The sequence below is a fragment of the Kribbella monticola genome, assembly GCF_003261635.1.
Taxonomy (GTDB): domain Bacteria; phylum Actinomycetota; class Actinomycetes; order Propionibacteriales; family Kribbellaceae; genus Kribbella; species Kribbella monticola.
Genome location: NZ_QFXK01000002.1, coordinates 26,655 through 47,908 on the forward strand (window position 1 = coordinate 26,655; position 21,254 = coordinate 47,908).

The 21,254-nt window shown below is 68.6% G+C and carries 22 protein-coding genes; 13 read left to right on the top strand and 9 right to left on the bottom strand.

What is annotated here, in order from left to right:
* Nucleotides 1-30: 30 nt before the first annotated feature.
* Entirely contained in the window at nucleotides 31-813 is a 783-nt protein-coding gene (locus tag DIZ26_RS00695; RefSeq protein ID WP_112236621.1) for an ABC transporter ATP-binding protein, read from the bottom strand.
* Between the two features lie 89 nt (nucleotides 814-902).
* Here DIZ26_RS00695 and DIZ26_RS00700 point away from each other — a divergent pair, with 89 nt between their 5' ends.
* The 3 genes from DIZ26_RS00700 to DIZ26_RS00710 are packed head-to-tail and all read left to right on the top strand — an operon-like array spanning nucleotide 903 to nucleotide 3,857.
* Nucleotides 903-1,637, top strand: a complete 735-nt coding sequence (locus tag DIZ26_RS00700; protein WP_198675814.1) for a hypothetical protein — start codon at nucleotides 903-905, stop codon at nucleotides 1,635-1,637.
* A 27-nt stretch (nucleotides 1,638-1,664) separates the two neighbouring features.
* Nucleotides 1,665-2,885, top strand: coding sequence for a phosphoserine phosphatase SerB (gene serB, locus DIZ26_RS00705; protein ID WP_112236622.1), 1,221 nt, complete (start codon nucleotides 1,665-1,667; stop codon nucleotides 2,883-2,885).
* A 42-nt stretch (nucleotides 2,886-2,927) separates the two neighbouring features.
* The gene (locus DIZ26_RS00710; protein ID WP_112236623.1) at nucleotides 2,928-3,857 is read left to right on the top strand and encodes a GNAT family N-acetyltransferase; all 930 of its coding nucleotides are present in this window, start codon (nucleotides 2,928-2,930) and stop codon (nucleotides 3,855-3,857) included.
* 10 nt (nucleotides 3,858-3,867) lie between these two features.
* Here DIZ26_RS00710 and DIZ26_RS00715 read toward each other — a convergent pair whose 3' ends face one another.
* A complete protein-coding gene (locus DIZ26_RS00715; protein ID WP_112236624.1) occupies nucleotides 3,868-4,626 on the bottom strand; it encodes a hypothetical protein in 759 nt (252 codons plus the stop codon).
* Between the two features lie 101 nt (nucleotides 4,627-4,727).
* Between DIZ26_RS00715 and DIZ26_RS00720 the strand changes: the two genes are divergently transcribed.
* From DIZ26_RS00720 to DIZ26_RS00740, 5 genes are read left to right on the top strand one after another with little or no spacing between them, the layout of a single operon-like run.
* On the top strand, nucleotides 4,728-5,858 hold the full coding sequence (locus DIZ26_RS00720; RefSeq protein WP_112236625.1) for a cyanophycinase: 1,131 nt from the start codon (nucleotides 4,728-4,730) through the stop codon (nucleotides 5,856-5,858).
* Nucleotides 5,855-8,731 carry a cyanophycin synthetase gene (cphA, locus tag DIZ26_RS00725; RefSeq protein ID WP_232828062.1) on the top strand — a complete coding sequence of 959 codons (2,877 nt, stop codon included), beginning with the start codon at nucleotides 5,855-5,857 and terminating at the stop codon, nucleotides 8,729-8,731. The genes DIZ26_RS00720 and cphA overlap by 4 nt, the downstream gene beginning before the upstream one ends.
* Nucleotides 8,732-8,771: 40 nt before the next feature.
* Nucleotides 8,772-9,899 carry a glycoside hydrolase family 99-like domain-containing protein gene (locus DIZ26_RS00730; protein ID WP_112236626.1) on the top strand — a complete coding sequence of 376 codons (1,128 nt, stop codon included), beginning with the start codon at nucleotides 8,772-8,774 and terminating at the stop codon, nucleotides 9,897-9,899.
* 44 nt (nucleotides 9,900-9,943) lie between these two features.
* Nucleotides 9,944-10,480, top strand: coding sequence for a copper chaperone PCu(A)C (locus DIZ26_RS00735; protein ID WP_232828063.1), 537 nt, complete (start codon nucleotides 9,944-9,946; stop codon nucleotides 10,478-10,480).
* Nucleotides 10,477-11,670, top strand: a complete 1,194-nt coding sequence (locus tag DIZ26_RS00740; protein WP_112236627.1) for a Dyp-type peroxidase — start codon at nucleotides 10,477-10,479, stop codon at nucleotides 11,668-11,670. Before DIZ26_RS00735 ends, DIZ26_RS00740 begins: the two co-directional genes overlap by 4 nt.
* 35 nt (nucleotides 11,671-11,705) lie before the next feature.
* Here the strand turns inward: DIZ26_RS00740 and DIZ26_RS00745 are convergent, their stop codons facing one another.
* Entirely contained in the window at nucleotides 11,706-12,437 is a 732-nt protein-coding gene (locus DIZ26_RS00745; protein WP_112236628.1) for a polysaccharide deacetylase family protein, read from the bottom strand.
* 144 nt (nucleotides 12,438-12,581) lie between these two features.
* Here DIZ26_RS00745 and DIZ26_RS00750 point away from each other — a divergent pair, with 144 nt between their 5' ends.
* The 3 genes from DIZ26_RS00750 (at nucleotide 12,582) to DIZ26_RS00760 (ending at nucleotide 14,962) form a co-directional block, all read left to right on the top strand.
* Nucleotides 12,582-13,091 (top strand): SigE family RNA polymerase sigma factor, encoded by a 510-nt coding sequence (locus DIZ26_RS00750; RefSeq protein WP_198675815.1) that lies wholly within the window; start codon nucleotides 12,582-12,584, stop codon nucleotides 13,089-13,091.
* The gene (locus DIZ26_RS00755; protein WP_112236630.1) at nucleotides 13,088-14,005 is read left to right on the top strand and encodes a hypothetical protein; all 918 of its coding nucleotides are present in this window, start codon (nucleotides 13,088-13,090) and stop codon (nucleotides 14,003-14,005) included. Before DIZ26_RS00750 ends, DIZ26_RS00755 begins: the two co-directional genes overlap by 4 nt.
* A gap of 96 nt (nucleotides 14,006-14,101) precedes the next feature.
* Nucleotides 14,102-14,962, top strand: coding sequence for an amino acid-binding protein (locus DIZ26_RS00760; protein ID WP_232828064.1), 861 nt, complete (start codon nucleotides 14,102-14,104; stop codon nucleotides 14,960-14,962).
* Here the strand turns inward: DIZ26_RS00760 and DIZ26_RS00765 are convergent.
* From DIZ26_RS00765 to DIZ26_RS00785, 5 genes are all read right to left on the bottom strand, one after another.
* On the bottom strand, nucleotides 14,945-15,784 hold the full coding sequence (locus tag DIZ26_RS00765) for a hypothetical protein (protein WP_112236631.1): 840 nt from the start codon (nucleotides 15,782-15,784) through the stop codon (nucleotides 14,945-14,947). The two genes, DIZ26_RS00760 and DIZ26_RS00765, sit on opposite strands and share 18 nt — an antisense overlap.
* A 40-nt stretch (nucleotides 15,785-15,824) precedes the next feature.
* Nucleotides 15,825-17,510 (bottom strand): Mur ligase family protein, encoded by a 1,686-nt coding sequence (locus DIZ26_RS00770; protein WP_112236632.1) that lies wholly within the window; start codon nucleotides 17,508-17,510, stop codon nucleotides 15,825-15,827.
* A gap of 5 nt (nucleotides 17,511-17,515) precedes the next feature.
* Nucleotides 17,516-18,286: an enoyl-ACP reductase FabI gene (gene fabI / locus DIZ26_RS00775; RefSeq protein ID WP_232828070.1), complete on the bottom strand. Its 771-nt coding sequence runs from the start codon at nucleotides 18,284-18,286 to the stop codon at nucleotides 17,516-17,518.
* Nucleotides 18,287-18,315: 29 nt separating this feature from the next.
* Nucleotides 18,316-19,020, bottom strand: coding sequence for a 3-oxoacyl-[acyl-carrier-protein] reductase (gene fabG, locus DIZ26_RS00780; RefSeq protein WP_112236634.1), 705 nt, complete (start codon nucleotides 19,018-19,020; stop codon nucleotides 18,316-18,318).
* 74 nt (nucleotides 19,021-19,094) lie between these two features.
* Complete coding sequence (locus tag DIZ26_RS00785) at nucleotides 19,095-19,307, bottom strand: dodecin (protein ID WP_112236635.1); 213 nt, start codon at nucleotides 19,305-19,307, stop codon at nucleotides 19,095-19,097.
* A gap of 74 nt (nucleotides 19,308-19,381) precedes the next feature.
* On the opposite strand from DIZ26_RS00785, the gene DIZ26_RS00790 reads away from it, so the two are divergent.
* On the top strand, nucleotides 19,382-19,753 hold the full coding sequence (locus tag DIZ26_RS00790) for a DUF3099 domain-containing protein (protein ID WP_112236636.1): 372 nt from the start codon (nucleotides 19,382-19,384) through the stop codon (nucleotides 19,751-19,753).
* 175 nt (nucleotides 19,754-19,928) lie between these two features.
* The gene (locus tag DIZ26_RS00795) at nucleotides 19,929-20,132 is read left to right on the top strand and encodes a hypothetical protein (RefSeq protein WP_112236637.1); all 204 of its coding nucleotides are present in this window, start codon (nucleotides 19,929-19,931) and stop codon (nucleotides 20,130-20,132) included.
* 102 nt (nucleotides 20,133-20,234) lie between these two features.
* Here DIZ26_RS00795 and moaA read toward each other — a convergent pair whose 3' ends face one another.
* Nucleotides 20,235-21,251 (bottom strand): GTP 3',8-cyclase MoaA, encoded by a 1,017-nt coding sequence (gene moaA, locus DIZ26_RS00800; protein ID WP_112236638.1) that lies wholly within the window; start codon nucleotides 21,249-21,251, stop codon nucleotides 20,235-20,237.
* Nucleotides 21,252-21,254 lie beyond the last annotated feature (3 nt).

The window sequence follows — 21,254 nt, forward strand, 5'->3', positions numbered from 1 at the left end:
CGGCGACCTCGGCAGGGTGGCCGGGAAGAGCTAGAGGGCGCGGGCGAAGTAGCGGCCGTCGGAGTGGGTCAGGCTGAGGGCGAGGTCGAAGGTGTCGGACAGGTTCTGGTCGGTGAGCGCCTGGTCGATCGGGCCGGCCGCGACGATCCGGCCCTGCTTCAGCAGCAGCGCGTGCGTGAAACCGGGCGGGATCTCCTCGACGTGGTGGGTGACGAGCACCATCGCCGGCGCGCCCTCGGCCGTCGCGATCGCGCTGAGCGAACGGACCAGCTGTTCGCGACCGGTGAGGTCCAGGCCGGCGGCCGGCTCGTCGAGCAGCATCAGTTCGGGATCGGTCATCAGGGCGCGGGCGATCTGCACCCGCTTGCGCTCACCCTCCGACAAGGTGCCGAACGTGCGCTCGCTCAGGTGCCCGATGCCGAGCTCGGTGAGCAACACCTTGGCGCGCTGGTGGTCCTGCTCGTCGTACTCCTCACGCCAGCGGCCGAGTACGGCGTACGACGCGGAGACGACGACGTCGGAGACCCGCTCCGAGCGGGGCAGCCGGTCGGCGAGGGCGGCGCTGGTGAGGCCGATCCGCGGCCGCAACTCGAACACGTCGACCGCGCCGAGTACTTCGCCGAGCAGCCCGACCACCCCGGTGGTGGGGTGCATCTGGGCCGCGAGGATCTGCAGCATCGTCGTCTTGCCGGCTCCGTTCGGGCCGATCACGACCCACCGGTCGGCCTCGTCGATCGACCAGTCGACACCGTCCAGCAGGACCGCATCACCTCGGACGATCGAGACGCCGGCCAGCTCCACCACAGCAGTCATGGCGCAAAACCTACGTGGTCGTCGCCGGCGGCCGACGCCGACCCTGGTGGTGTCGTCGTCATCGCCGGCCGGATGGGAGACTGGACGGCGTGCTCACCACTGCCGCCTCGGTGCGTTTCACCGTCTGGACGAACGCGATGCTGACCGGTGCCTGCGACCCGGACACCGCGGCGCACAAGATCCTCGGCGAGGACGTGGGCCATCACGTCGCCGGCCTGGCCGCCCACCCCGCGCCGGCGACGTTGCCGGTCGCGCTCAATCTGCTCCGCGCGGCCGGTGCGACCCAGGCGCACCTGGCGCTGCCGATCCCGGGCGACCCGATCGGGCTCGCCGGACCACCGCCGTTCAACGAGGCAGCGTTGGAGACGGGCGAGGCCGTAGTACTGACCGGGGCCGACATCGGGCTCGTTCCGGCGTACGTCGGACCAGCGGTGCAGTGGACCGTGTTGCCCGCGGCCAGTCCCCCGCCGGCCGATTTCGGTGAAGCCGATCGCGGGTTGCGGGCGGCGCTGATCGAGGCGGCCGAGTCGCTGGCCGCGCTCGAAGTGGCCCGCTGGAAGCCCGAGGTCGCCGACGCGTTGATCGACATCCGCCGGATCGGTTCGGGCAAGGGCGACGACCTCGCGCCCGGCTACGAGGCGCGCGCGGTCAAGACGGCTGCCACGGCCCGGCGCTGCCTGGCGATCGCCGACGCCGCTCTGGAGGACGACGGGGCGGCCGTGACCGGTGCCGAGGCCGATGCGCGTCGCCGTGCGTTGCTCGACCTGGCGGCCGCGGCCCGGCGGGCCCTCGTTGCGGCATGTGGACCGCCCACCTCCGGTTAACCAGGTTTGGGTAGCGTTCACCTCGTCATGACTGGACAGGCTGAGTACGACGCGCACCCCATCGACCGCCCGACCCTGCTGGTCACGCTGACCGGTACGGACCGCCCGGGCCTCACTTCCGCCGTACTGTCGATCCTGGCCGGCCGCGGCCTGGACGTGATCGACGCCGAACAGGTCGTACTCCGGGGCCGCCTCGTGCTCGGCGTCCTGCTGACCGCGCCACGCGACCACAAGGAACTCAAGAAGGACCTCAAGGCCCTCGCCGAGAATCTCGACGTCGAGATCGACGTGAAGAAGGGCTTCGGCGACAACGAGCCGCGGCGCAAGGGCCGCACCCAGGTGACCGTGATCGGCAGCCCGTTGACGGCGCAGGGCTTCGCCGCGATCGCCGGCCGGATCGCCGACACCGGCGCGAACATCGACCGGATCAGCCGGATGGCGCGCTATCCGGTCACCGCGATGGAGATCGCGGTCTCCGGTGCGGATCCGGACTCGCTGCGCGCGGTACTGGCGCTCGAAGGGGTGAAGCAGGGGCTCGACGTCGCAGTACAGGCCGGTGGGTTGTACCGGCGGGCCAAGCGGCTGATCGTGATGGACGTCGACTCGACCCTGATCCAGGGCGAGGTGATCGAGATGCTCGCCGACCATGCCGGCCGGCTGGAAGAGGTTGCCGCGGTCACCGAGAAGGCGATGCGGGGTGAGCTCGACTTCGCCGATTCGCTGCGGCACCGGGTGGCAACGCTGGAAGGCCTGCCTGCCTCGGCGCTGGACGAGGTCTACCAGGCGATCGTGCTCGCGCCGGGCGCGCGGACGCTGGTGCGGACGCTGAAGCGGCTCGGGTACCAGTTCGCGATCGTCAGCGGCGGCTTCAGCCAGATCACCGACAAGCTGGCGGCCGATCTGGGCATCGACTTCGCCGCGGCCAACGAGCTGGAGATCGTCGACGGCCACCTCACCGGCAAAGTGGTCGGCGACATCGTCGACCGGGCCGGGAAGGCCGCGGCGCTGCGGCGGTTCGCGAAGTCCTCCGGTACGCCGTTGTCGCAGACCGTGGCGATCGGCGACGGGGCCAACGACCTCGACATGCTCGCGGCGGCAGGGCTCGGGATCGCCTTCAACGCCAAGCCGGTGGTCCGCGCGGCGGCCGACACCCACGTCAGTGTGCCGTATCTCGACACGATCCTGTATCTGCTCGGCATCAGCCGCGAAGAGGTCGAGGCCGCCGACGCAGCCAGCACCCCGTCCTGAAGTCGTTTGCCGGGATCGGTGCCGGGCCGCGAAGATCGGGGCATGTCTGTTCCTGTGGAGTTACCGGCCGGATTCACCAGTCGCGCAGCGACCGATGCGGATGTCGAAGCGATCCACTCTCTGGTCGCTGCGACCGAACGTGAGCTTCATGGCGAGGCCGAGACCGCGCCGGACGGGATCAAGGCGGTGCTGTCCCGGCCGGGGTTCGACCCGACGGTGGACTCGGTCGTCGTCCACGACGCCGATGGCCGGCTGGCGGCCTGGGCGTGGCTGAACCGTGGCAAGCGGGCGCAGATCGATGTCGATCCGGGCCGTCGCGGGCTGGGAATCGGGACGGCGCTGCTGGATTGGGCCGAGGCGCGCGCCGCGGAGGCCGGGACGACCGACTGGATCGCGCAGATGGTCGACGACAAGGACCTGGCCGGCGTCGAGCTGGTGCGCGCCCGCGGGTACGACGTACTGGCGGTGAACTGGCAGCTCGAGTTGCCGATGGATTCCGAGCCGGTGATCCCGGCACTCCCCGAGGGGATCACGATGCGGCCCTTCGCTGCTGGTGATGCGGCGGCGGCCCACCTGCTGATCGAGGACGCCTTCGACGAGTGGCAGCCGCGGCGCAAGTCGTACGAGGAATGGGCCGCGATGGTGATCGAGCGCTCGAGCTTCGCCCCCGAGCTGTCGCCGGTAATCTTCGCCGGCGACGAACTGATCGGCGCGGCGCTCTGCCTCGACCTCCCCGACACCGACGAGGGCTACATCGAGCAACTCGCCGTACGCCGTGATCACCGCGGCAAGGGTCTCGCCAGAGCGCTCCTCGCCTTCGCCCGCCACGCCTTCTACCGCCAGGGCAAACGCAACCTCACCCTGTGGACCCACTCCGACACCGGCGCCCTCGCGATGTACGAACGCCTAGGCATGACAGTCCGCCGCAGCACCACCATCTACCGCGGTTACCTGTCCAAGCCCCAGCCCTAGCAGGCGCGAGCTATTTGGCGACCTTGTCGATCGGGGGTGCGGCGATGACTACGGGGGTGCCGAAGTTGGTGAAGGTGGAGGTGGCGGTGTCTTCGCCGAGGGTGTAGTCGATCTTGCGGGGTAGTGAGTCGGCGTCGAGGAGGAGCTTGGCGGTCAGGGTCGGGGTCTTGTTCTCGGCGAGGCTCTCCGCGGTGATCGTGTCGCCGAATGCCTTCGCCTCGGCCGCCTTCTGCAGGTCGATCGTCAGGTTGTACTGCGTGGTCGCCACACCCTCCACCTTCGGACCGGCGGCCGTCGTGAACTGGGTGGCGTAAGAAGAGCCCGCGAGGAACTGCTGCGGCTGCGCTTGCCAGGCGATCAGCTGGATCATGGCTCCGGTCAGCGCGTCGACGCCCGTCTTCTTGGCGTCGTACTTGACCCACTGCGGGCCGTCCGAGATGCCCTTGCCCTGGCCGTAGAGCTTGCCACCGGCACCCAGCACGGTCATCCCGTCGGCGGTGACGACGAACTCAGGGGTGGAGCCGCCGAGCTTCACGTCGGCGGTCAGCGTGGTCCGATGAGCTCCGGCGGTCGTCGACACAACCCGGAAGGTGCCCTTCTTGACGAGCGCCTCTTGGACCTTCTTGCCCAGGTCGGCCTGGGTGAGTGTGGTCGCCGCCGCCAAGGTCGGAGCGCCGGCTGCCTGCGTTCCGGGTGCCGGGGTGTTACCGCACGCGGCCAGGCCAACGACCGCACCGGTGACCGCCAACGACATCATGATTCTCTTCACAGCGCGGATGATGACATGGCCAGGCGGTCATCGCGAGAATGTTTTCCACATCTTGCAAGACCCAGGCCGGTCCCACGCTCTCGACCGCCTATTCTTCGGCTATGTCAGAACAGCAGGGTGGGGTGAATGGTGGCGGGCCGGGTGCCCTGTTCGCCATCGGCGGCGCCGAGGACAAGCTCAAGAAGCGCATGGTGCTGCAGGAATTCGTCGAGGCGGCCGGTGGACCGAAGGCCCGGATCGTCGTCGTACCGACGGCCTCCGCGCTCGGCCCGGACGTGGTCGACGTGTACTCCGCGCTGTTCGCCGCCCTCGGTGCGGCCAGTGTGGTCGGGGTCCGGCCGGAGAACCGCGAGGACGCCGACGACCCCACCTTCATCGAGCCGCTGACCGAGGCGACCGGCATCTTCATGACCGGTGGCAACCAGTTGAAGCTCAGCGGTGTCGTCACCGGTACGGCGTTCGGCCGCGCGGTCACCGAGGCGCACGCCCGGGGTGCCGCGGTCGGCGGGACGTCGGCGGGCGCCAGCATCCTGGCCGAGCACATGATCGCGTTCGGCCGGTCCGGGGCGACGCCACGGCAGCGGATGAGCCAGCTCGCCGGCGGCCTCGGTCTGGTGCAGGGCGCGATCGTCGACCAGCACTTCGCCCAGCGCAACCGGTACGGCCGGCTCCTCTCACTGGTCGCGCAGTCTCCCGGCCTGCTCGGGATCGGCGTCGACGAGGACACGGCCGCCGTCGTACGGGGGTCTCATCTGGAGGTCGTCGGGCGGGGTGCGGTGACGATCTTCGACGGCAGCCGGATCACGTCGAACGCGCACTACGCGAAGCGGTCCGAGGCGATCCTCGCCTCCGGGGTCGTCCTGCACGTGCTCCCGGCCACGGCAACCTTCGACCTGAAGGCGCGCGCACTGTTGTCGTACGGGCCGCAGCCGCCGGCCGAGGAGCTCGCCTCGATCGAGGCCGCTGAGGCGGATCTCCGAGCGCTGGCGAAGGAGATCGCAGCGGAGGGAGCGGGACCGGCGTACTACGCGGAGCGCAAGCGCCGGGCGGGACGGCGTACGGCCAGGACGGCGAATGCCGGCGAAGCGGTTGGGGAACCGAGGACGAGGAAGAAGGCTGGTACGTCGGCCGCGGCGGGCCGGTCCAGACCGGAGGCGACCGAGCCACTGAGCGCGGGCGCCGAACTCAGCACGCCAGACTCCGAGCCACGACCAGACAGTGGGACCGTATGACAGAGACCGCCCCCGACCAGCCCGACTCCACGACCACCGGCGCTGCGACAGCCAGCACCGAGACGACCGGCGCCGAGACCTTGGGTACGCCGAGCCCGGATCTGAAGCTCATCGAGACCCGGGTGTACCGCGGTCCGAACATCTGGAGCTACGACCCGGCCATCCATCTCGTGGTCGACCTGGGTTCGCTGGAGAACTTCCCGTCGAACACGATCGACGGCTTCACCGAACGACTGCTGGAGTACCTGCCCCGCCTCGACCAGCACCACTGCTCGCGCGGCCGGCGCGGCGGGTTCATCGAGCGCCTGCACGAGGGGACCTGGCTCGGCCATATCGCCGAGCACGTCTCGCTGCAGTTGCAGCAGGAGGCCGGCCACGACATGCGGCGCGGCAAGACCCGCCAGGTCCGCGGCGTACCGGGCCGCTACAACATCATCTACGCGTACGCCGACGAGGGCGTCGGCCTGGCTGCCGGTGAGCTCGCCATCCGGTTCGTGAACTACCTGGTCCAGCCGACGCCGGAGTTCGACTTCACCACCGAGCTGGAGAAGTTCATCCGGGCCGCTGAGCGGAGTGCGTTCGGGCCGTCGACGCAGGCGATCGTCGACGAGGCGGTGTCGCGGGACATCCCGTGGATCCGGCTGAACAAGGCGAGCCTGGTCCAGCTCGGTCAAGGTGTGCACGCGAAGCGGATCCGGGCGACGATGACGTCCGAGACCGGCTCGATCGCGGTGGATGTTGCCAGTGACAAGGACCTCACCACGAAGCTGCTCGCCTCGGCCGGCCTGCCGGTACCGCGGTCCGTCTCGGTCCGCGAGGTCGAGGAAGCCGTCTCGGCCGCGAACAAGATCGGCTACCCGGTCGTCTGCAAACCGCTCGACGGCAACCACGGCCGGGGCGTCTGCCTGAACCTGCAGGACGCGGACGCCGTGCGGGAGGCCTTCCCGATCGCGGCCGAGCAGTCGCGTCGCGGCTCGGTGATCGTGGAGAGCTTCGTCACCGGCAAGGACTACCGCTGCCTGATCATCAACGGGCGGATGGAGGCGATCGCCGAGCGCGTCCCGGCCCATGTCGTCGGCGACGGCGTCCACACGGTCGCCGAACTGGTCGACATCACCAACGCGGACCCGCGCCGAGGCGTCGGGCACGAGAAGATCCTGACCCGGATCACCGTCAACGCGGCCGCTCGTGAGCTGGTCCGCTCGCAGGGCTTCGACATGGACGAGGTACCGCCGGAAGACACGATGGTGAAGCTCACCCTCACCGGCAACATGTCCACCGGTGGGATCTCGATCGACCGTACCTTCGAGGCGCACCCGGAGAACGTCGAGATCGCCGAAGAGGCGGCCCGGATGATCGGGCTCGACATCGCCGGCATCGACTTCATCTGCCCCGACATCACCCAGCCGGTGCGCGAGACCGGTGGCGCGATCTGCGAGGTGAACGCGGCACCCGGGTTCCGGATGCACACCAACCCGACGGTCGGCGATCCGCAGTACATCGCCAAGCCGGTCGTCGACATGCTGTTCCCGCCGGGCGCGACCAGCCGGATCCCGATCGTCGCGGTGACCGGGACGAATGGCAAGACGACCACCTCGCGGATGATCAGCCACGTCTTCAAGGGGATGGGCCGCAAGGTCGGGATGACGTCCACGGACGGCATCGTGATCGACGAGCGGCTGGTGATCCGGGCGGACGCGTCCGGGCCGAAGTCCGCCCGGATGGTGCTGCAGAACCCGCGGGTCGACTTCGCCGTGTTCGAGGTCGCGCGGGGCGGGATTTTGCGCGAAGGGCTCGGGTACGAGCGCAACGACGTGGCCGTGGTGCTGAACATCCAGCCGGACCACCTGGGCATGCGCGGGATCGACACGCTGGAGCAACTGGCCGACGTGAAGGGCGTGCTGGTCGAGGCCGTCCCGCGGAACGGGTTCGCCGTACTGAATGCCGACGACCCGCTGGTGCGGAAGATGCGCCGGAAGTGTTCGGGCGAGGTGGTCTGGTTCAGCATCGCCGAACCGGGCAGCGAGGTCCGCGAGTACATCGAGGGACACTGCCGGCGGGGCGGGCGGGCCGTCGTACTGGATCGCTCCGATCTGGGCGACATGATCATCATGAAGCACGGCCGGCGGTCGATGCAGCTGGCATGGACCCACTTGCTGCCGGCAACCTTCGGCGGCCGGGCGATGATGAACGTGCAGAACGCGATGGCAGCCGCGGCGGCCGCCTTCGCCGCAGGTGCGCCCCTGCACGACATCCGGCAGGGGCTGCGGACGTTCAACACGTCGTACTACCTCTCCCCCGGCCGGCTGAACGAGATCGAGGTCGACGGCCGGACCGTGATCGTCGACTACTGCCACAACGCGCCCGCGATGCGGATGCTCGGCGACTTCGTGGACAAGCTCGGCGAGAGCCTGAACGCATCGTCGGAGCTCGGCAGGCCGTCGCGGATCGGCGTGATCGCGACCGCGGGTGACCGGCGGGACGACGACATGCGGGAGCTCGGCGAGGTCGCGGCCCAGCACTTCGATGTCGTGATCGTGCGTGAGGACGCGCGATTGCGCGGACGTAAGCGGGGCGAGTCGGCCGAGCTGATCATCGAGGGCGTGCGCAACGCGATGGAGAACGGGGCCCGCTGCCGCCAGGTCGAAACGGTGCTCGAGGAGCTCACCGCCGTACAGCACGCGCTGTCGCGGTCGAACCGCGGCGACCTGGTCGTCCTGTGTGTCGACCAGCACCAGTCGGTGTTGTCCGAGCTCGAGTCGGTGTCGCACCTGGCGCAGGCCGGTGCCCGCTCCGGCGACGAAGGCGGCGACCCGGACTTCGTCCAGCCGGACCCCGAAACGGAAGGCGACGGCGACGAGTCGGACGAGTAGAGCCTTTCCAGGGTAGGGCTTTCGACGATCAGGGAGTGCCGTGCGGCCGACCGTCCTTGTCTACTACTTCCCCGACTGGCATCGCGATCCGCGCAATGCCGACTGGTTCGGTCCGGGCTGGACCGAATGGGAGCTGGTCAGGGCGGCGACCGCACGCTTTCCCGGGCATCGACAACCACGGGTGCCGCTGCTCGGTTATCGCGACGAGGCCGACCCCGCGGTGGCCGCGACGGACATCGACCTTGCCGCGACGCATGGGATCGACGGCTTCCTGTTCGACTACTACTGGTACGACGACGGGCCTTATCTGTCGGGAGCTCTGGACGACGGCTTCCTGCAAGCGCCCAACTCCGAGCGGCTGCAGTTCGCCCTGATGTGGGCGAACCACCAACTGGTGGACATCTTCCCCAGCCGGTCGGGCGACGTACCTGACCTGCTGAAGAGTGGCGCAATCGATCGCCGGGCCTTCGAAGCCATGGTCCACCACGTCATCGACCGGTACTTCTCCCGCCCGAACTACCTCACCATCGACGGCAAACCGTGGTTCACGCTCTACGACATCGGCAACTTCATCGAAGGTCTGGGAGGTGTCTCGGAGGCCCGGGGCGCGCTCGACTGGTTCCGCGAGCAGACTGTGCTCGCCGGCTTTCCGGGACTCCACCTCGACGGGGTGCTGTGGAGCGCCCCGGTGCTGCCCGGCTCCGGCGCCACATCCGGACTGGCTGAGGTGGTCGACCGCCTCGGGTTCGACTCCGGTACGTCGTATGTCTGGCTGCATCACCTCGACGCCGGGAGGGCCGACTTTCCGAACGGTTCGATCAGCTCGCTGCGCGACGCCGCCTTCGCGGAGTACGACCGGTACGCCGAGCAGCTGACCGTGGACTTCTATCCGAACGTCACTGTCGGGTGGGATCCCTCACCGCGGACCGCCCAGGAGCTTCCGTATCAACAGCTGGGCTACCCGTGGACCTCGGTGTGGGACCAGGATCCGGCCGAGTTCGCCACCGGGCTCCGGCGCGCGATCGAATTCTTGGAGCAGCACCGTCCACGGCACTCGGTCGTCACGATCAACGCCTGGAACGAATGGACCGAGGGCTCCTATTTGTTGCCTGACACAACACACAGATCGGCTTACCTGGAAGCTGTCCGGGATGTGCTGCATTCGTAGGGTTTCGGGGGAACTCGGGTGCCTGGCACCTCGTTGAGGTCTGCGTGAAGACGAAGTTGCTGATGGCATTCATCGCTGTTGCCCTGCCGTTGTTGGTGTCCTCGTGCGGGTCCGGTGAGAAGACGGCCGGGCCTGCTGTGCAGGATGCCGCGAAGACCACCGGGGTGCTCGTGGAGGACGCCTGGGTGCGGGCGACGGCCGGTGCGAAGGACACCTCGATGACGGCCGCGTTCATGTCGCTGACCAATCCGGGATCGGCAGACGTCAAGCTGACCTCGGCGACCTCGCCGGTGGCCGGAATCGTGCAGCTGCACGAGATGGCGATGAAGGACGGCAAGATGGTGATGCAGGAGAAGGCAGGCGGCATCACCGTTCCGGCCGGCTCGCACGCCCATCTCGCACCCAGCGGTGACCACGTGATGCTGATGGGGCTCAAGCAGGCCTTGAGGCCGGGCGACGAGGTGCCGTTGACGTTGAAGTTCTCCGATGGCTCGTCCCACGACCTGACCGTGCCGGTGAAAGCCTTCACCGAAGAGGAAGAGCATTACCACCCGACCCCGACTCCGACCAGCACGCCTTGACCGGCCGGCCGTCCCGGCGACAGTTCTTCGGGTACGCCGGTGCCGCGGCGGCCGGCGCTGCCGTCACAGGCGGAGCCGTCGCCAGCGGAGTTGTCGGCCTCAGCCAGGACACACCCAGCACGGCCGCGCGCGAGATTTCGCCGTACGGCGTGCATCAGCCGGCTGTCGCGGCAGCCTCACCCAAGCATGCCGAACTCGTCGCGCTCAACCTGCTCGGTGGCGTCGACAAGGCGGCGCTGGGCCGGTTGATGCGGCTGTGGACCACCGACATCGTTGCCCTGACCTCCGGTCGCCCCGCGCCCGGTGACACCGCCCCGGAGCTTGCCTTGGGCAACGTTTCGTTGACGGTGACGGCCGGGTTCGGTCCGCGGGTGTTTGCGTTGCCCCGGCTGACCGCCAAGCGGCCGCGCGGTCTCGACGAGTTGCCGGTGATGTCGCACGATCGTCTGCAGACCGCTTGGAATGGCGGCGACCTGATGCTGCTGGTCGGCGCCGATGATCCGGTGAGCGTCGTCCACGCAGTACGACGGTTGGTCGCCGACGCGGCTCCATTCGCACGGCCGGTCTGGCGACAGACCGGGTTCTGGAACGGGACCGGCAGCGACGGCACCCCGGTGACGGGGCGGAACCTGTTCGGTCAGGTGGACGGCAGCGGGAATCCGGCACCCGGGACGCCCGAGTTCGAGCAGACGGTCTGGTCGGACGAGCCCGGCTGGTTCGCGGGCGGCACGACGCTCGTCGTACGGCGGATCAAGCTCAACCTGGACACCTGGGACGAGCTGACCAGGTCGGAACAGGAACGCGCGGTCGGCCGCAAGCTGTCCACCGGCGCACCCCTCACCGGCACGGCGGAGCACGACGAACTCGATCTCGAGAAGCGCGACGCCGACGGCCGGCTGGTGATCGCCGAGAACGCGCACGCCCGGCTGTCGCATCACTCCACCAACGACGGCCGGCGGATCTTCCGGAAGGGGCTGAACTACGTCCACGACACCGGCGCCGCCCGCGAGTCCGGGCTGATCTTCCTCAGCTACCAGGCCGATATCGCCGGCCAGTTCCTGCCCTTGCTGGCTCGCCTGGACGCGGCCGACGCCCTCAACGAATGGACGACCACGATCGGCTCGGCCGTCTTCGCCATCCCGCCCGGTTTCCAGCCCAACAGCTGGCTCGGCCAGGAACTGCTCGGCTGAGCCAGCAGTCCAGCGCGGCGAACGTGTAGCCCTCGTCAGCAGTCCAGCGCGGCGAAGGTGTAGCCCTTCGCCGCCAGGATCGGCAGCACCTTCTCCAGAGCGGCGACGGTCTGGCTCCGGTTGCCGCCCGCGTCGTGCATGAGGACGACGCTGCCCGAGTGGACGGTGGTCAGGATATTGGTGACGATCGCGTCGACGCCCGGCATCGTCCAGTCGAGCGAATCCACGTCCCAGAGCACCGGCTTCATCCCGGCCGCCTTGATCTCGGCCTTCACCTGGGCGTTCTCGGCGCCGTACGGCGGCCGGAAGCACTTCGACGCGGGCCCGCCGGTGATCTCGCGGTGCCGCTTGGCCGCGGAGATCTTGGTCAGCTGCGGATGCGAGTACGACTGGCTGCCGATCGCGTGGCCGGCGGCCAGGACGGCGTCGTGCAGCTCGGGATGCCGATCGGCCATCTGACCGAGTTCGAAGAACGTCGCCTTGGCGTCGTTGCGGGCGAGGATGTCCAGGATCTGCGGTGTCCAGGCCGGATCGGGTCCGTCGTCGAAGGTGAAGTACACCACCTTGGCAGTCGCCGCGGGATGCGTGGCCGGCGTCGAGGGCGGCGTCGTCGGCTGCTGGGACGCGGCTGCGACGGCCTTGACCTGCGGCCGGGCGGCGGCCTCCGATTCGATCATGTTGGCGGCACCGATCGTGATGCCGACCGCGGCAGCGACCCCCACCACAGCCACCGTCCGTACGAAGACGCCGGCGTACTTGCTGGACATGCCCAATCCCCCGTCACTGACGAACCGTTCGTCAGCCCTTGAGACGACGCCCGGCCCGATTTTGTTGGACCGGAGCTGAATCCCCTGGCCGTGTCACCCTGAGGGTCCGCCCGGCGCGTTCTGGGAGGTGAGGAAGGGATGCCGATGACCAACGACGAGGATTTCGACGCGTTCGTGCGAGCGCGTTGGACCACGACCGCACGGCTCGCCTACGCGCTCACCCTGGACCATCAGAAGGCGGAGGACCTGGCTCAGGAGTCCTTCACCAAGTTGTGGTTCCACTGGCGGAAGGTGCGCGGCGAGAGCCCCGAGGGGTATCTGAGGAAGATCGTGACCAGCACGTTCTTGTCCGGCGCCCGGCGGCGCTGGTCGGCGGAGCGGCCGACCGAGGTGCCACCGGACATCGCGATCGGGTCCAGGACCGGACAGGTGGACGACCGGCTGGCGCTGCACGCCGCGATGAGCCGGCTCAGTCCCCGTCAGCGGGCGGCGGTCTACCTGCGGTACGCCGAAGACCTGCCCGAACGGACCGTCGCGACCCTGCTCGGGTGCTCGGTCGGTTCGGTCAAACAGCACACGCGGAGAGGGCTGGAAGCGCTTCGCCTCGACACCACCGACCAGTTGGCCGATCTGGCCGGAAGGAACATCGCATGACCGACAACCTGCAGACCAAGTTCGAAGTACTGACCGACGCACGTCCCGAGCCGCCGGACCCGGCCGCACCCATCCGGCTCCGGATCAAGAGCCGCCAGCGACGCCGCCGCGGTACAGCGGTGGTCCTGGTCACGGCTGCGGCTGTCGGCATCACGCTCGGCATCGGACCGGCGCTGCACGCCCTCCAGCCCGACGCCGCCGGCGGCATCGGGGTCGCCGGAGTCCCGACGCCATCACCGACCGCTCCTTCGAGCTCCGACCCGAGTTCCTTCCCGAGCTCAGGCCCGAGTTCCTTCCCGAGCTCCGGCCCGAGTTCCTTCCCGAGCTCCGGCCCGAGTTCCGTCCCGACGCAGCCCGCGCACAACAAGGTGCTGCCGCCACCCTGGTCGGACAAGGAGTTCACCAAGGTGCCCGACTCGAATGCCTACCGCCCGGCGTACTTCGTGGCCCAGGGCCAGATCCCGACCGAGAACTGGGCGATGATCTCGACTCAGGACAGCTGCCTGGTGTCGATCGAAGGCAAGGCGAACAGCTTCGGCGGGCTCTACGACTGCTTCACCGACTGGACCAACGGCCGGAACGTGTCCTACCGGATCACGCCGGCCTACCAGAAGGAGAAGAACTCCTACAGGATCAACTACACGATGGTGATCGGCGCGACCTCGATCGAGGCACGCACGGTCCGGATCAAGGCCGGTGGCAAGACCTACGTCACCGACGCGGTCGGTACGCCCACGAGCGACAGGATCCGCTTCTTCTCCGTCGTGATCCCCCAGCGTGACTTGAAGATCACCTCGATCACCCCACTCGATGCCGCCGGCCGACCGGCTCCGGCACCGAGCAATCCTCCGACGGAGATCTGTATCAGCATTTCCTGCACCGCCACCTCCGGCGACACCCCGGTAGTGAAGTGACGACAGCGCATCCCGTACTGCGAGCGCCCGTACGGGATGCGCTGCATTTCATCCACAGGCAATCACCGGGCAACAACGCTCTGTCAGCCTGGTGGCATGGAACAACTCCGGAGATCTGTCACCGCCGGGATGGCGTGTGATGTCTGCGGACGGTTGCCCCATCCGCACCGTCTGCGCCTGACGTTGGCAAAGCTCGCGGCGATTCTGCCGGTCGAGTTCGCATTGCACGCGGCTGTGCTCGCACTGCATCCGCCCTACCTGCTCACCGTCGCCCTGCTGGCGGTGACCACGACCGCCCTGGTGATCTGGATCGTCGAACCGTCCGCGATGCGTCTGCTTCGGCGCTGGCTGCACGCCCCCGGTCACCACCTCCGTAGCCGCACCAGAGAAGTACTCACGCAGGCACCGTCGTTGTGGCGAATCCGGGTGACGCTCGACGACCGGGCCGGCGAACTCGAGCGGCTCACGCGCCGGCTGGCCGACCTGGACGCCAACATTCTCGGACTGCACGTTCATCCGATCGACGCCGGCGTCCGGGACGAACTGGTCGTGTCGACGCCAGAGGTGGTCGGTGCCGAGGAACTGCTGGCCGGGATCGAATCCGCCGGTGGGCGCGACGTCCATGTCTGGCCGACGACAGCGCTGGCCTTGGTCGACGGCCAGACCGAGGCACTGAACCTCGCCGCTCGGGTCGTCGCCGATCCCGCTGAACTGTCCCACGCGGTAGCCGAACTTCTCGGCGCGCGTCTCGTCACCGATCAACTGGCAGTCGCCAGGGGCCTGCTACCGCAGGACGGGACGATGCTGAAGATCCCGTCGCCGTGGAGCGGGCTCTTCGTCTTCACCCGCCCCGGCGAGCCCTTCACCCCGGCCGAATCAGCCCGCGCCCACCGGCTCGCCCAGGTCGCCGAACTCGCCCGCAACCTCGAAGAGGAGCAGCTAGCGGCGGGCCAGTAGGCGGCGCTTGGGTTCGGTTCGGTCGATCCAGTCCAGGTCGTCGGACAGGACCGCGTCGTTGCCGCGTTCGTCGTACGGCGGGGGTGGTGGCGGAGGCGGCGGGAGGGCGCGGATCTTGAGCGCGACCATCGGGATCGCGAGCAGGAACGCGAGTGCCAGCCAGGGCCAGTAGTCGTGCAGTAACGGGGCGAACGCCTTGAAGAAGGCGTCCGTCGCCGCGTTCGCCACGTCGTCGGTCGGGCGGCCGCTGGACCCGACGATGGTCTTGATCCCGTCCACGACGGCGAACGACGTCACGTAGGTCGCTGCCAACGGCAACCATGCGTACGCCGAGGGCCAGCCTCGCCGCCAGCACGCGACGTACAGGAGACCCGCGAGCCCGGCCGCGACGAGCAGACCGTTCAGCTGCCAGAGCCAGTGCCAGTCGGCGAGCTTGGCGGCGGGGCGGAGTGCATACCAGGCGACCGGCAGAGCCAAGGCGAACGCCGCGACCACTGAGCTTCGGGTGCCCAAGGCACCGAAGAACCCTCCGACGGCACTTGCCACCAGCAACGAGATCAGCAGATCCCTGCTGTGGAACGAGTTCCCACTCAGCCACCAGGTGCCCGCGGCGACCACCAGCACCAGCGGTACGGCGATGCGCAGCCGCTGGACCAGCAGACCGGCCAGCACTCCCCCGGCGTAGCCGCCGAGCAGCAGGACATCTACACGCGGCAGCACGAAGGTGGTCGCGCCTTCGGGCAGCCCCGCCAGGTAGGTGGGGCCGAAACCGGCCACGAACCACGCGACGACGGCCGCCGGTACAGACCACAAGTAGCGCACGGAACCTCGATCCACCCCTCGGGGCGGAAAGCCTGAGGGGTCAGTGCTGGGCTCGTTCGACCTTGCTCTTCAAGGTCTCCGGGTTATCGACGGTAGCCCCCTGCGACCGCAACCAGGCGTCAAGACTCGCCCGATCCTGCAGTGACATGATCGCGACCACGTCGCCGGCCTTCGCCTCGGCCACCAGCGCCTGGGCAGCCTCGAGCTCGGTCGGGTACGCCGGTACGTCGTCGACGCCGACCGAACTGGTGCCTTCGCGGAAGACGGCCTCCAGTTCCTCCGGCGGCCGGCCGCGCAGGTAGTCGCCCTTGTGCCCGATCACCACCCGGTCGGCACCGCGGGCCCCGATCGCGCCCATCGCCGAGACCATGTCGTCGGCCCGGTCGCCCGGCGAACCGAGCGCGAGCAGCAACCGGCTGCCCGGTTCCCGGACGCCGTTCATGATCTCGAGCAGCGCTTCCAGGCCGGCCTCGTTGTGGGCCAGGTCGATGACGACGGTGAAGTCGCGCACGGAGTACATGTTCATCCGGCCGGGGTTGTTCTCGCCCGGCGTGAATGTGCTCAGGCCGTCGATCACCGCTGCCCGCGGCAACCCGAGACCGAGTGCCGCCGAGGCCGCCGCAAGGGCGTTCTCGACGTTGTAGTGGGACAGCCCGGACAGCGTCATCGGCACGTCCACGACCTTGAGCAACGGCTCGGCGTCGCGCGAGTTGTCGAGGACGGTGATGAACCCGTCGAGCACGGTGGTCGCCCGGCCGCCCTCGTCCAGGACGGTACGGATCGACGGCGAGTCGGGGTCGCGCGAGAACACCCAGCACTTGGCCGGCGAGCCGAGCCGCATCGCGAACGTCCGCGGGTCGTCGCCGTTCACCACACACCAGCCGCGCGGCCGGGTGATCTTGGTGATGACCGCCTTCACCTCGGCGAGCTGGTCGACGGTGTCGATACCGCCGAGGCCGAGGTGGTCGGCGGTGACGTTGGTGACCACTGAGACGTCGTTGTGCGCGACGCCGACACCGCGACGGAGGATCCCGCCACGAGCGGTCTCGGTGACTGCGAGCTGGACACCCGGCTGGGACAGCACCTGACCGGCACCGCTCGGCCCGGAGAAATCGCCGTACTTGACCAGCTCGCCGTCGAAGTACACGCCGTCCGTGCTCGACCAGCCGACGTGCAGCCCGGCGGCCCGGCCGATGTGCGCGATCATCCGTGAGGTCGTGGTCTTGCCGTTGGTGCCGGTGACCGCGACCACCGGGATCTTCGGCCGCAACGTCGGCGGCGGGTTGCCGGCCGGCTCGTTGCGGACCCGTTCACCGACGGTGGCGATCAGCTCGGGCAGCTCCTCGGCACCGAACGCGTCCACGACATCCACGATCGCCTGACCCAGTGCCCGCGCGCGGCCTTCGTGCGCCCAGGGGAAGGCCACGACCAGCCGGTGCACATCCGACTCGGATCGCACCCGGACGCCGATCCGCCCGATCCCGGCCTCGCGGGCGATCCGCCGGACGATGTGCCCGACGACGCGGACCGCGAACCGCTGCCGGAAACCGGAGCCGATCCGGCCCGGCCGGGTGGCCCCGAGTCCGAGTGCCGACGCGTACGCCTTGGCCGCCGGAGCCGGCGCGTCGATCAGTGCGGTCAGGTCGAGCGTGAGCTTGACCGCCGCCCGGCTGAAGTAGAGGTTGGCCCCGTCCAGAACGCGGAGCTCGACCAGAGAACCGGACACGTGTATCAGGCACCCATCGCGTGGTAGCCGCCGTCGACGTGGATGATCTCGCCGGTGGTGGAGGGGAAGAAGTCACTGAGCAGGCCGACGATCGTCTTGCCGGTCGGCTCCAGGTCGGACGGGTCCCAGCCCAGCGGGGCCCGGTCCAGCCACGGCTCCTCGAACTTCTCGAAGCCTGGGATCGCCTTCGCGGCCAGCGTCTTCAGCGGACCGGCCGACACCAGGTTGCAGCGGATGCCCTGGGCACCGAGATCGCGGGCCAGGTAGCGCGAGGTCGACTCCAGCGCAGCCTTCGCCACGCCCATCCAGTCGTACCCCGGCCAGGCCACGGTCGCGTCGAAGGTCAGCCCGACGACGCTGCTCCCCCGGCTCATCAAGGGCGCACACGCAACCGCCAACGCCTTCAACGAGTACGCCGAGACGTGCACCGCGCGCGACACGTCGTCCCACGGACCCTCGAGGAACTTGCCGCCGAGGATCGTCTCGGGGTTGCCGTAGGCAATGGAGTGCACGACGCCGTCCAGGCCGTCGACGTGCTCGCGGACCGCGTCGGGCAGCGCGGCCAGGTGGTCCGCATCGGTGACGTCCAGTTCGAGCACGGGCGGCTCGACCGGCAACCGCTTCGCGATCCGCTTGGTGATGCTCAGCGCACGGCCGAAGTTCGAGATCAGCACGGTGGCGCCTTGTTCCTGCGCCACCTTGGCCGTGGCGAAGCCGATCGAGGAGTCGAGGGTGACTCCGGCGACCAGGATCCGCTTGCCGTCGAGGATGCCCACCGGCATGCCCTTTCTAGAGTTTGTGGAGGTTAGTGGCCCATGCCGATGCCGCCGTCGACCGGGATCACCGCGCCGGTGATGTAGCCGGCCTCGTCGGACGACAGCCAGCGGACCGCATTGGCGATCTCCTCGGTCAGCCCGAACCGGCCGAGCGGGATCTGGCTCAGGTACTGCTTCTGGGTCTCTTCGGGCAGTACGGCGGTCATGTCGGTCTCGACGAAACCGGGCGCGACCACGTTGGTGGTGATCCCGCGGCTGCCGAGCTCACGCGCCATCGAGCGCGCCATCCCGATCAGGCCGGACTTGCTGGCCGCGTAGTTCACCTGGCCGGGCGAGCCGAGCAGCCCGACCACCGAGGAGATGAACACGATCCGGCCGCGGCGCAAGCGCAGCATCCCCTTGGCCGCCCGCTTGGCGACCCGGAACGAGCCGGTGAGGTTGGTCGAGATGACCGAGTCCCAGTCGTCGTCGGTCATTCGCAGCAGCAGCGTGTCGCGGGTGATGCCGGCGTTCGCGACGAGTACCTCGACCGGGCCGTGCTCGGCCTGGATCGTCTCGAACAGCGCCTCGACCTGCTCGGCGTCGGTGATGTCGCACTTGACCGCGAGGAAACCGTCCGGCGGCGGACTGCTGTTGTAGGTCACGGCGACCTGGTCGCCCGCCTCCTTGAAGGCGGTCGCGATGGCCAGTCCGATGCCCCGGTTGCCACCGGTGACCAGTACCGATCTCGACACGTCTGACGTCTCCTCACTCAGCTGAACGGCGTACTGCCGGACGAACGGTATCGCAGCCGTTCGCCGTACGACGGTCAGGCGTCCTCGAGGCGGAAGCCGACCTTCAGGCCGACCTGGTAGTGGTCGATCGCGTTGTCGACGATGTGGCCGCGGATCTGGGTCACCTCGAACCAGTCCAGGTGCCGCAGGGTCTCGCCGGCGCGGCTGATCGCGTTGGTGATCGCGGCGTCGATGCCTTCTTTGGACGTGCCGACGATCTCGGTCACGCGGTAGGTCCGATCGGTCATCTCAGTTCCCCTTCGCCGGGGTACGCATAGGTTCTTCGAGCCCGGCGTACCGTTGGTCCTGGTGAGGAGAATAGATGTCGCGACGTAGTGAACGGGCCGACGAAACGGTCATCTCGGTGACCAGTGCGCAACCGGGCCGGTCGGAGGACCTGGAGAGCCGGATCGCGCGGTACGCGTGGATGATGTCGATCCGCATCGTCTGCTTCGTGCTGGCGGTGCTGACGCCGTCCCCGTGGCGGTGGATCTTCCTGGTCGGCGCGGTCTTCCTGCCGTCGGTCGCGGTGGTGCTGGCGAATGCCCGCAAGACCACGAAGGTGGATGCCGCGGCTTCCTACGTACCTCAGGCCAGACCCCAGATCGGCCCGGACTCTGCACACGATTCCAGGTCGTTCACCGGCCCCGAAGTGATCCGCGATCCGGGCGCCGATCGCGACACCGAAAAGTGATCTTCGCCGGGACTGGATTCTCAAGACTGATCCGTGTCAGAATCTGCGTGCTCTGAAGTTCATGGATGGAATTCAGGGACTTGATGCGGCGTCGGACGGCTCCCCCCGTGGCTGTCCGACGTCGCTTCATTTTCTCCACGCTATTGATAATTGAGCGATCAGGGACAATTGCCGGATGACCGAAGAAGTAGTGCCGTCCGGCTGCTCTGCAAGGGGATGCGGCCGGCCCGCCCTCTGGGCGTTGCGCTGGAACAACCCGAAGATCCACACGCCCGACCGGCGCAAGACCTGGCTGGCCTGCGAGGAACACAAGGACAGCCTGTCCGACTTCCTCGCGCAGCGGTCATTCCTGCGCGAGGTGGAGCCATTCACCGGCTGAAACTCGGGGCGTTACAGCAGAAAAAGTAAATTTCCCGTTCAGAACTGCCAGCGATGCGGTGCAGGCCGGTTCTTCCGCGGCACCACTTCTGCGGTACCGACTTCAGCCGCCGATGGCCGACATCGGACGCGCCGGTTGCAGGAAGCTGGGATCGGCGATGCCGTGGCCGGGGAGTTTTCCGCGCATCGCGGTTCGCCACCGATCGGCGAGTTCCGCATCCGGGGCACCGGCGCGTAATGCGGTCCGCAGATCCGATTCTGTCCTTGCAAAGAGACAATCGCGGACCTGGCCGTCGGCCGTCAGCCGGACCCGGTCGCAGTCCCCACAGAACGGCCGGGTCACCGACGCGATGATGCCGACGGTCGCCGGACCGCCCTGGACGGTGAACAACTCGGCCGGCGCACTGCCGCGGGCCGCTGCACCGACCGGCTCGAGATCGAATCGGTCACCCAGCATCCGGAGGATCTCGTCGGCGGTGACCATCGTGTCCCGGTTCCAGCCGTGCTGGGCGTCCAGCGGCATCTGCTCGATGAAGCGCAGTTCGTAGTCGTGATCGAGACAGAACTGCAGCAGTTCGGCTGCCTGGTCGTCGTTCACCCCGCGCATCAGTACGGCGTTGACCTTGACCGGCTCCAGGCCGGCCCGCCGCGCCGCTTCCAGCCCGGCCAGCACGTCCTTCAGCCGGTCCCGCCTGGTCAACTCCTGGAAGGTGTCGGCCCGGACCGTGTCGAGGCTCACATTCACCCGGTCCAGTCCGGCCTCTTTCAGCGCCTCGGCCTGCCGGGCCAGCCCGATCCCGTTGGTCGTGATCGAGATCTGCGGCCGCGGCAGCAGTTCCGCCGTACGGGAGACGATGCCGACCAGGCCCCGGCGCAGCAGCGGCTCACCGCCGGTGAAGCGGATCTCGTCGACACCGAGCTGGGTGACGGCTACGGACACGAGGCGAACGACCTCGTCGTCGGTGAGCAGTTCCGGCTTGGCGAGCCAGTCCAGACCTTCTTCGGGCATGCAGTACGTGCAACGGAGATTGCAGCGGTCCGTCAGCGACACCCGCAGATCGGTGGCCACCCGGCCGTAGTTGTCGGCTAGGCCCAGTGGCGAAGTGCTCGGCCTGGTCATATC

What these genes read in the sequence shown, in the direction of transcription:
- DIZ26_RS00795 (WP_112236637.1), top strand. Translation starts at nt 19,929, where the DNA reads ATGACCGAAGAAGTAGTGCCGTCCGGCTGCTCTGCAAGGGGATGCGGC.
- DIZ26_RS00750 (WP_198675815.1), top strand. Translation starts at nt 12,582, where the DNA reads ATGACCAACGACGAGGATTTCGACGCGTTCGTGCGAGCGCGTTGGACC.
- DIZ26_RS00720 (WP_112236625.1), top strand. Translation starts at nt 4,728, where the DNA reads ATGTCAGAACAGCAGGGTGGGGTGAATGGTGGCGGGCCGGGTGCCCTG.
- DIZ26_RS00710 (WP_112236623.1), top strand. Translation starts at nt 2,928, where the DNA reads ATGTCTGTTCCTGTGGAGTTACCGGCCGGATTCACCAGTCGCGCAGCG.
- DIZ26_RS00785 (WP_112236635.1), bottom strand. Translation starts at nt 19,307, where the DNA reads ATGACCGATCGGACCTACCGCGTGACCGAGATCGTCGGCACGTCCAAA.
- DIZ26_RS00745 (WP_112236628.1), bottom strand. Translation starts at nt 12,437, where the DNA reads ATGTCCAGCAAGTACGCCGGCGTCTTCGTACGGACGGTGGCTGTGGTG.
- DIZ26_RS00760 (WP_232828064.1), top strand. Translation starts at nt 14,102, where the DNA reads ATGGAACAACTCCGGAGATCTGTCACCGCCGGGATGGCGTGTGATGTC.
- moaA (WP_112236638.1), bottom strand. Translation starts at nt 21,251, where the DNA reads ATGACCAGGCCGAGCACTTCGCCACTGGGCCTAGCCGACAACTACGGC.
- DIZ26_RS00755 (WP_112236630.1), top strand. Translation starts at nt 13,088, where the DNA reads ATGACCGACAACCTGCAGACCAAGTTCGAAGTACTGACCGACGCACGT.
- serB (WP_112236622.1), top strand. Translation starts at nt 1,665, where the DNA reads ATGACTGGACAGGCTGAGTACGACGCGCACCCCATCGACCGCCCGACC.
- DIZ26_RS00695 (WP_112236621.1), bottom strand. Translation starts at nt 813, where the DNA reads ATGACTGCTGTGGTGGAGCTGGCCGGCGTCTCGATCGTCCGAGGTGAT.
- cphA (WP_232828062.1), top strand. Translation starts at nt 5,855, where the DNA reads ATGACAGAGACCGCCCCCGACCAGCCCGACTCCACGACCACCGGCGCT.
- DIZ26_RS00790 (WP_112236636.1), top strand. Translation starts at nt 19,382, where the DNA reads ATGTCGCGACGTAGTGAACGGGCCGACGAAACGGTCATCTCGGTGACC.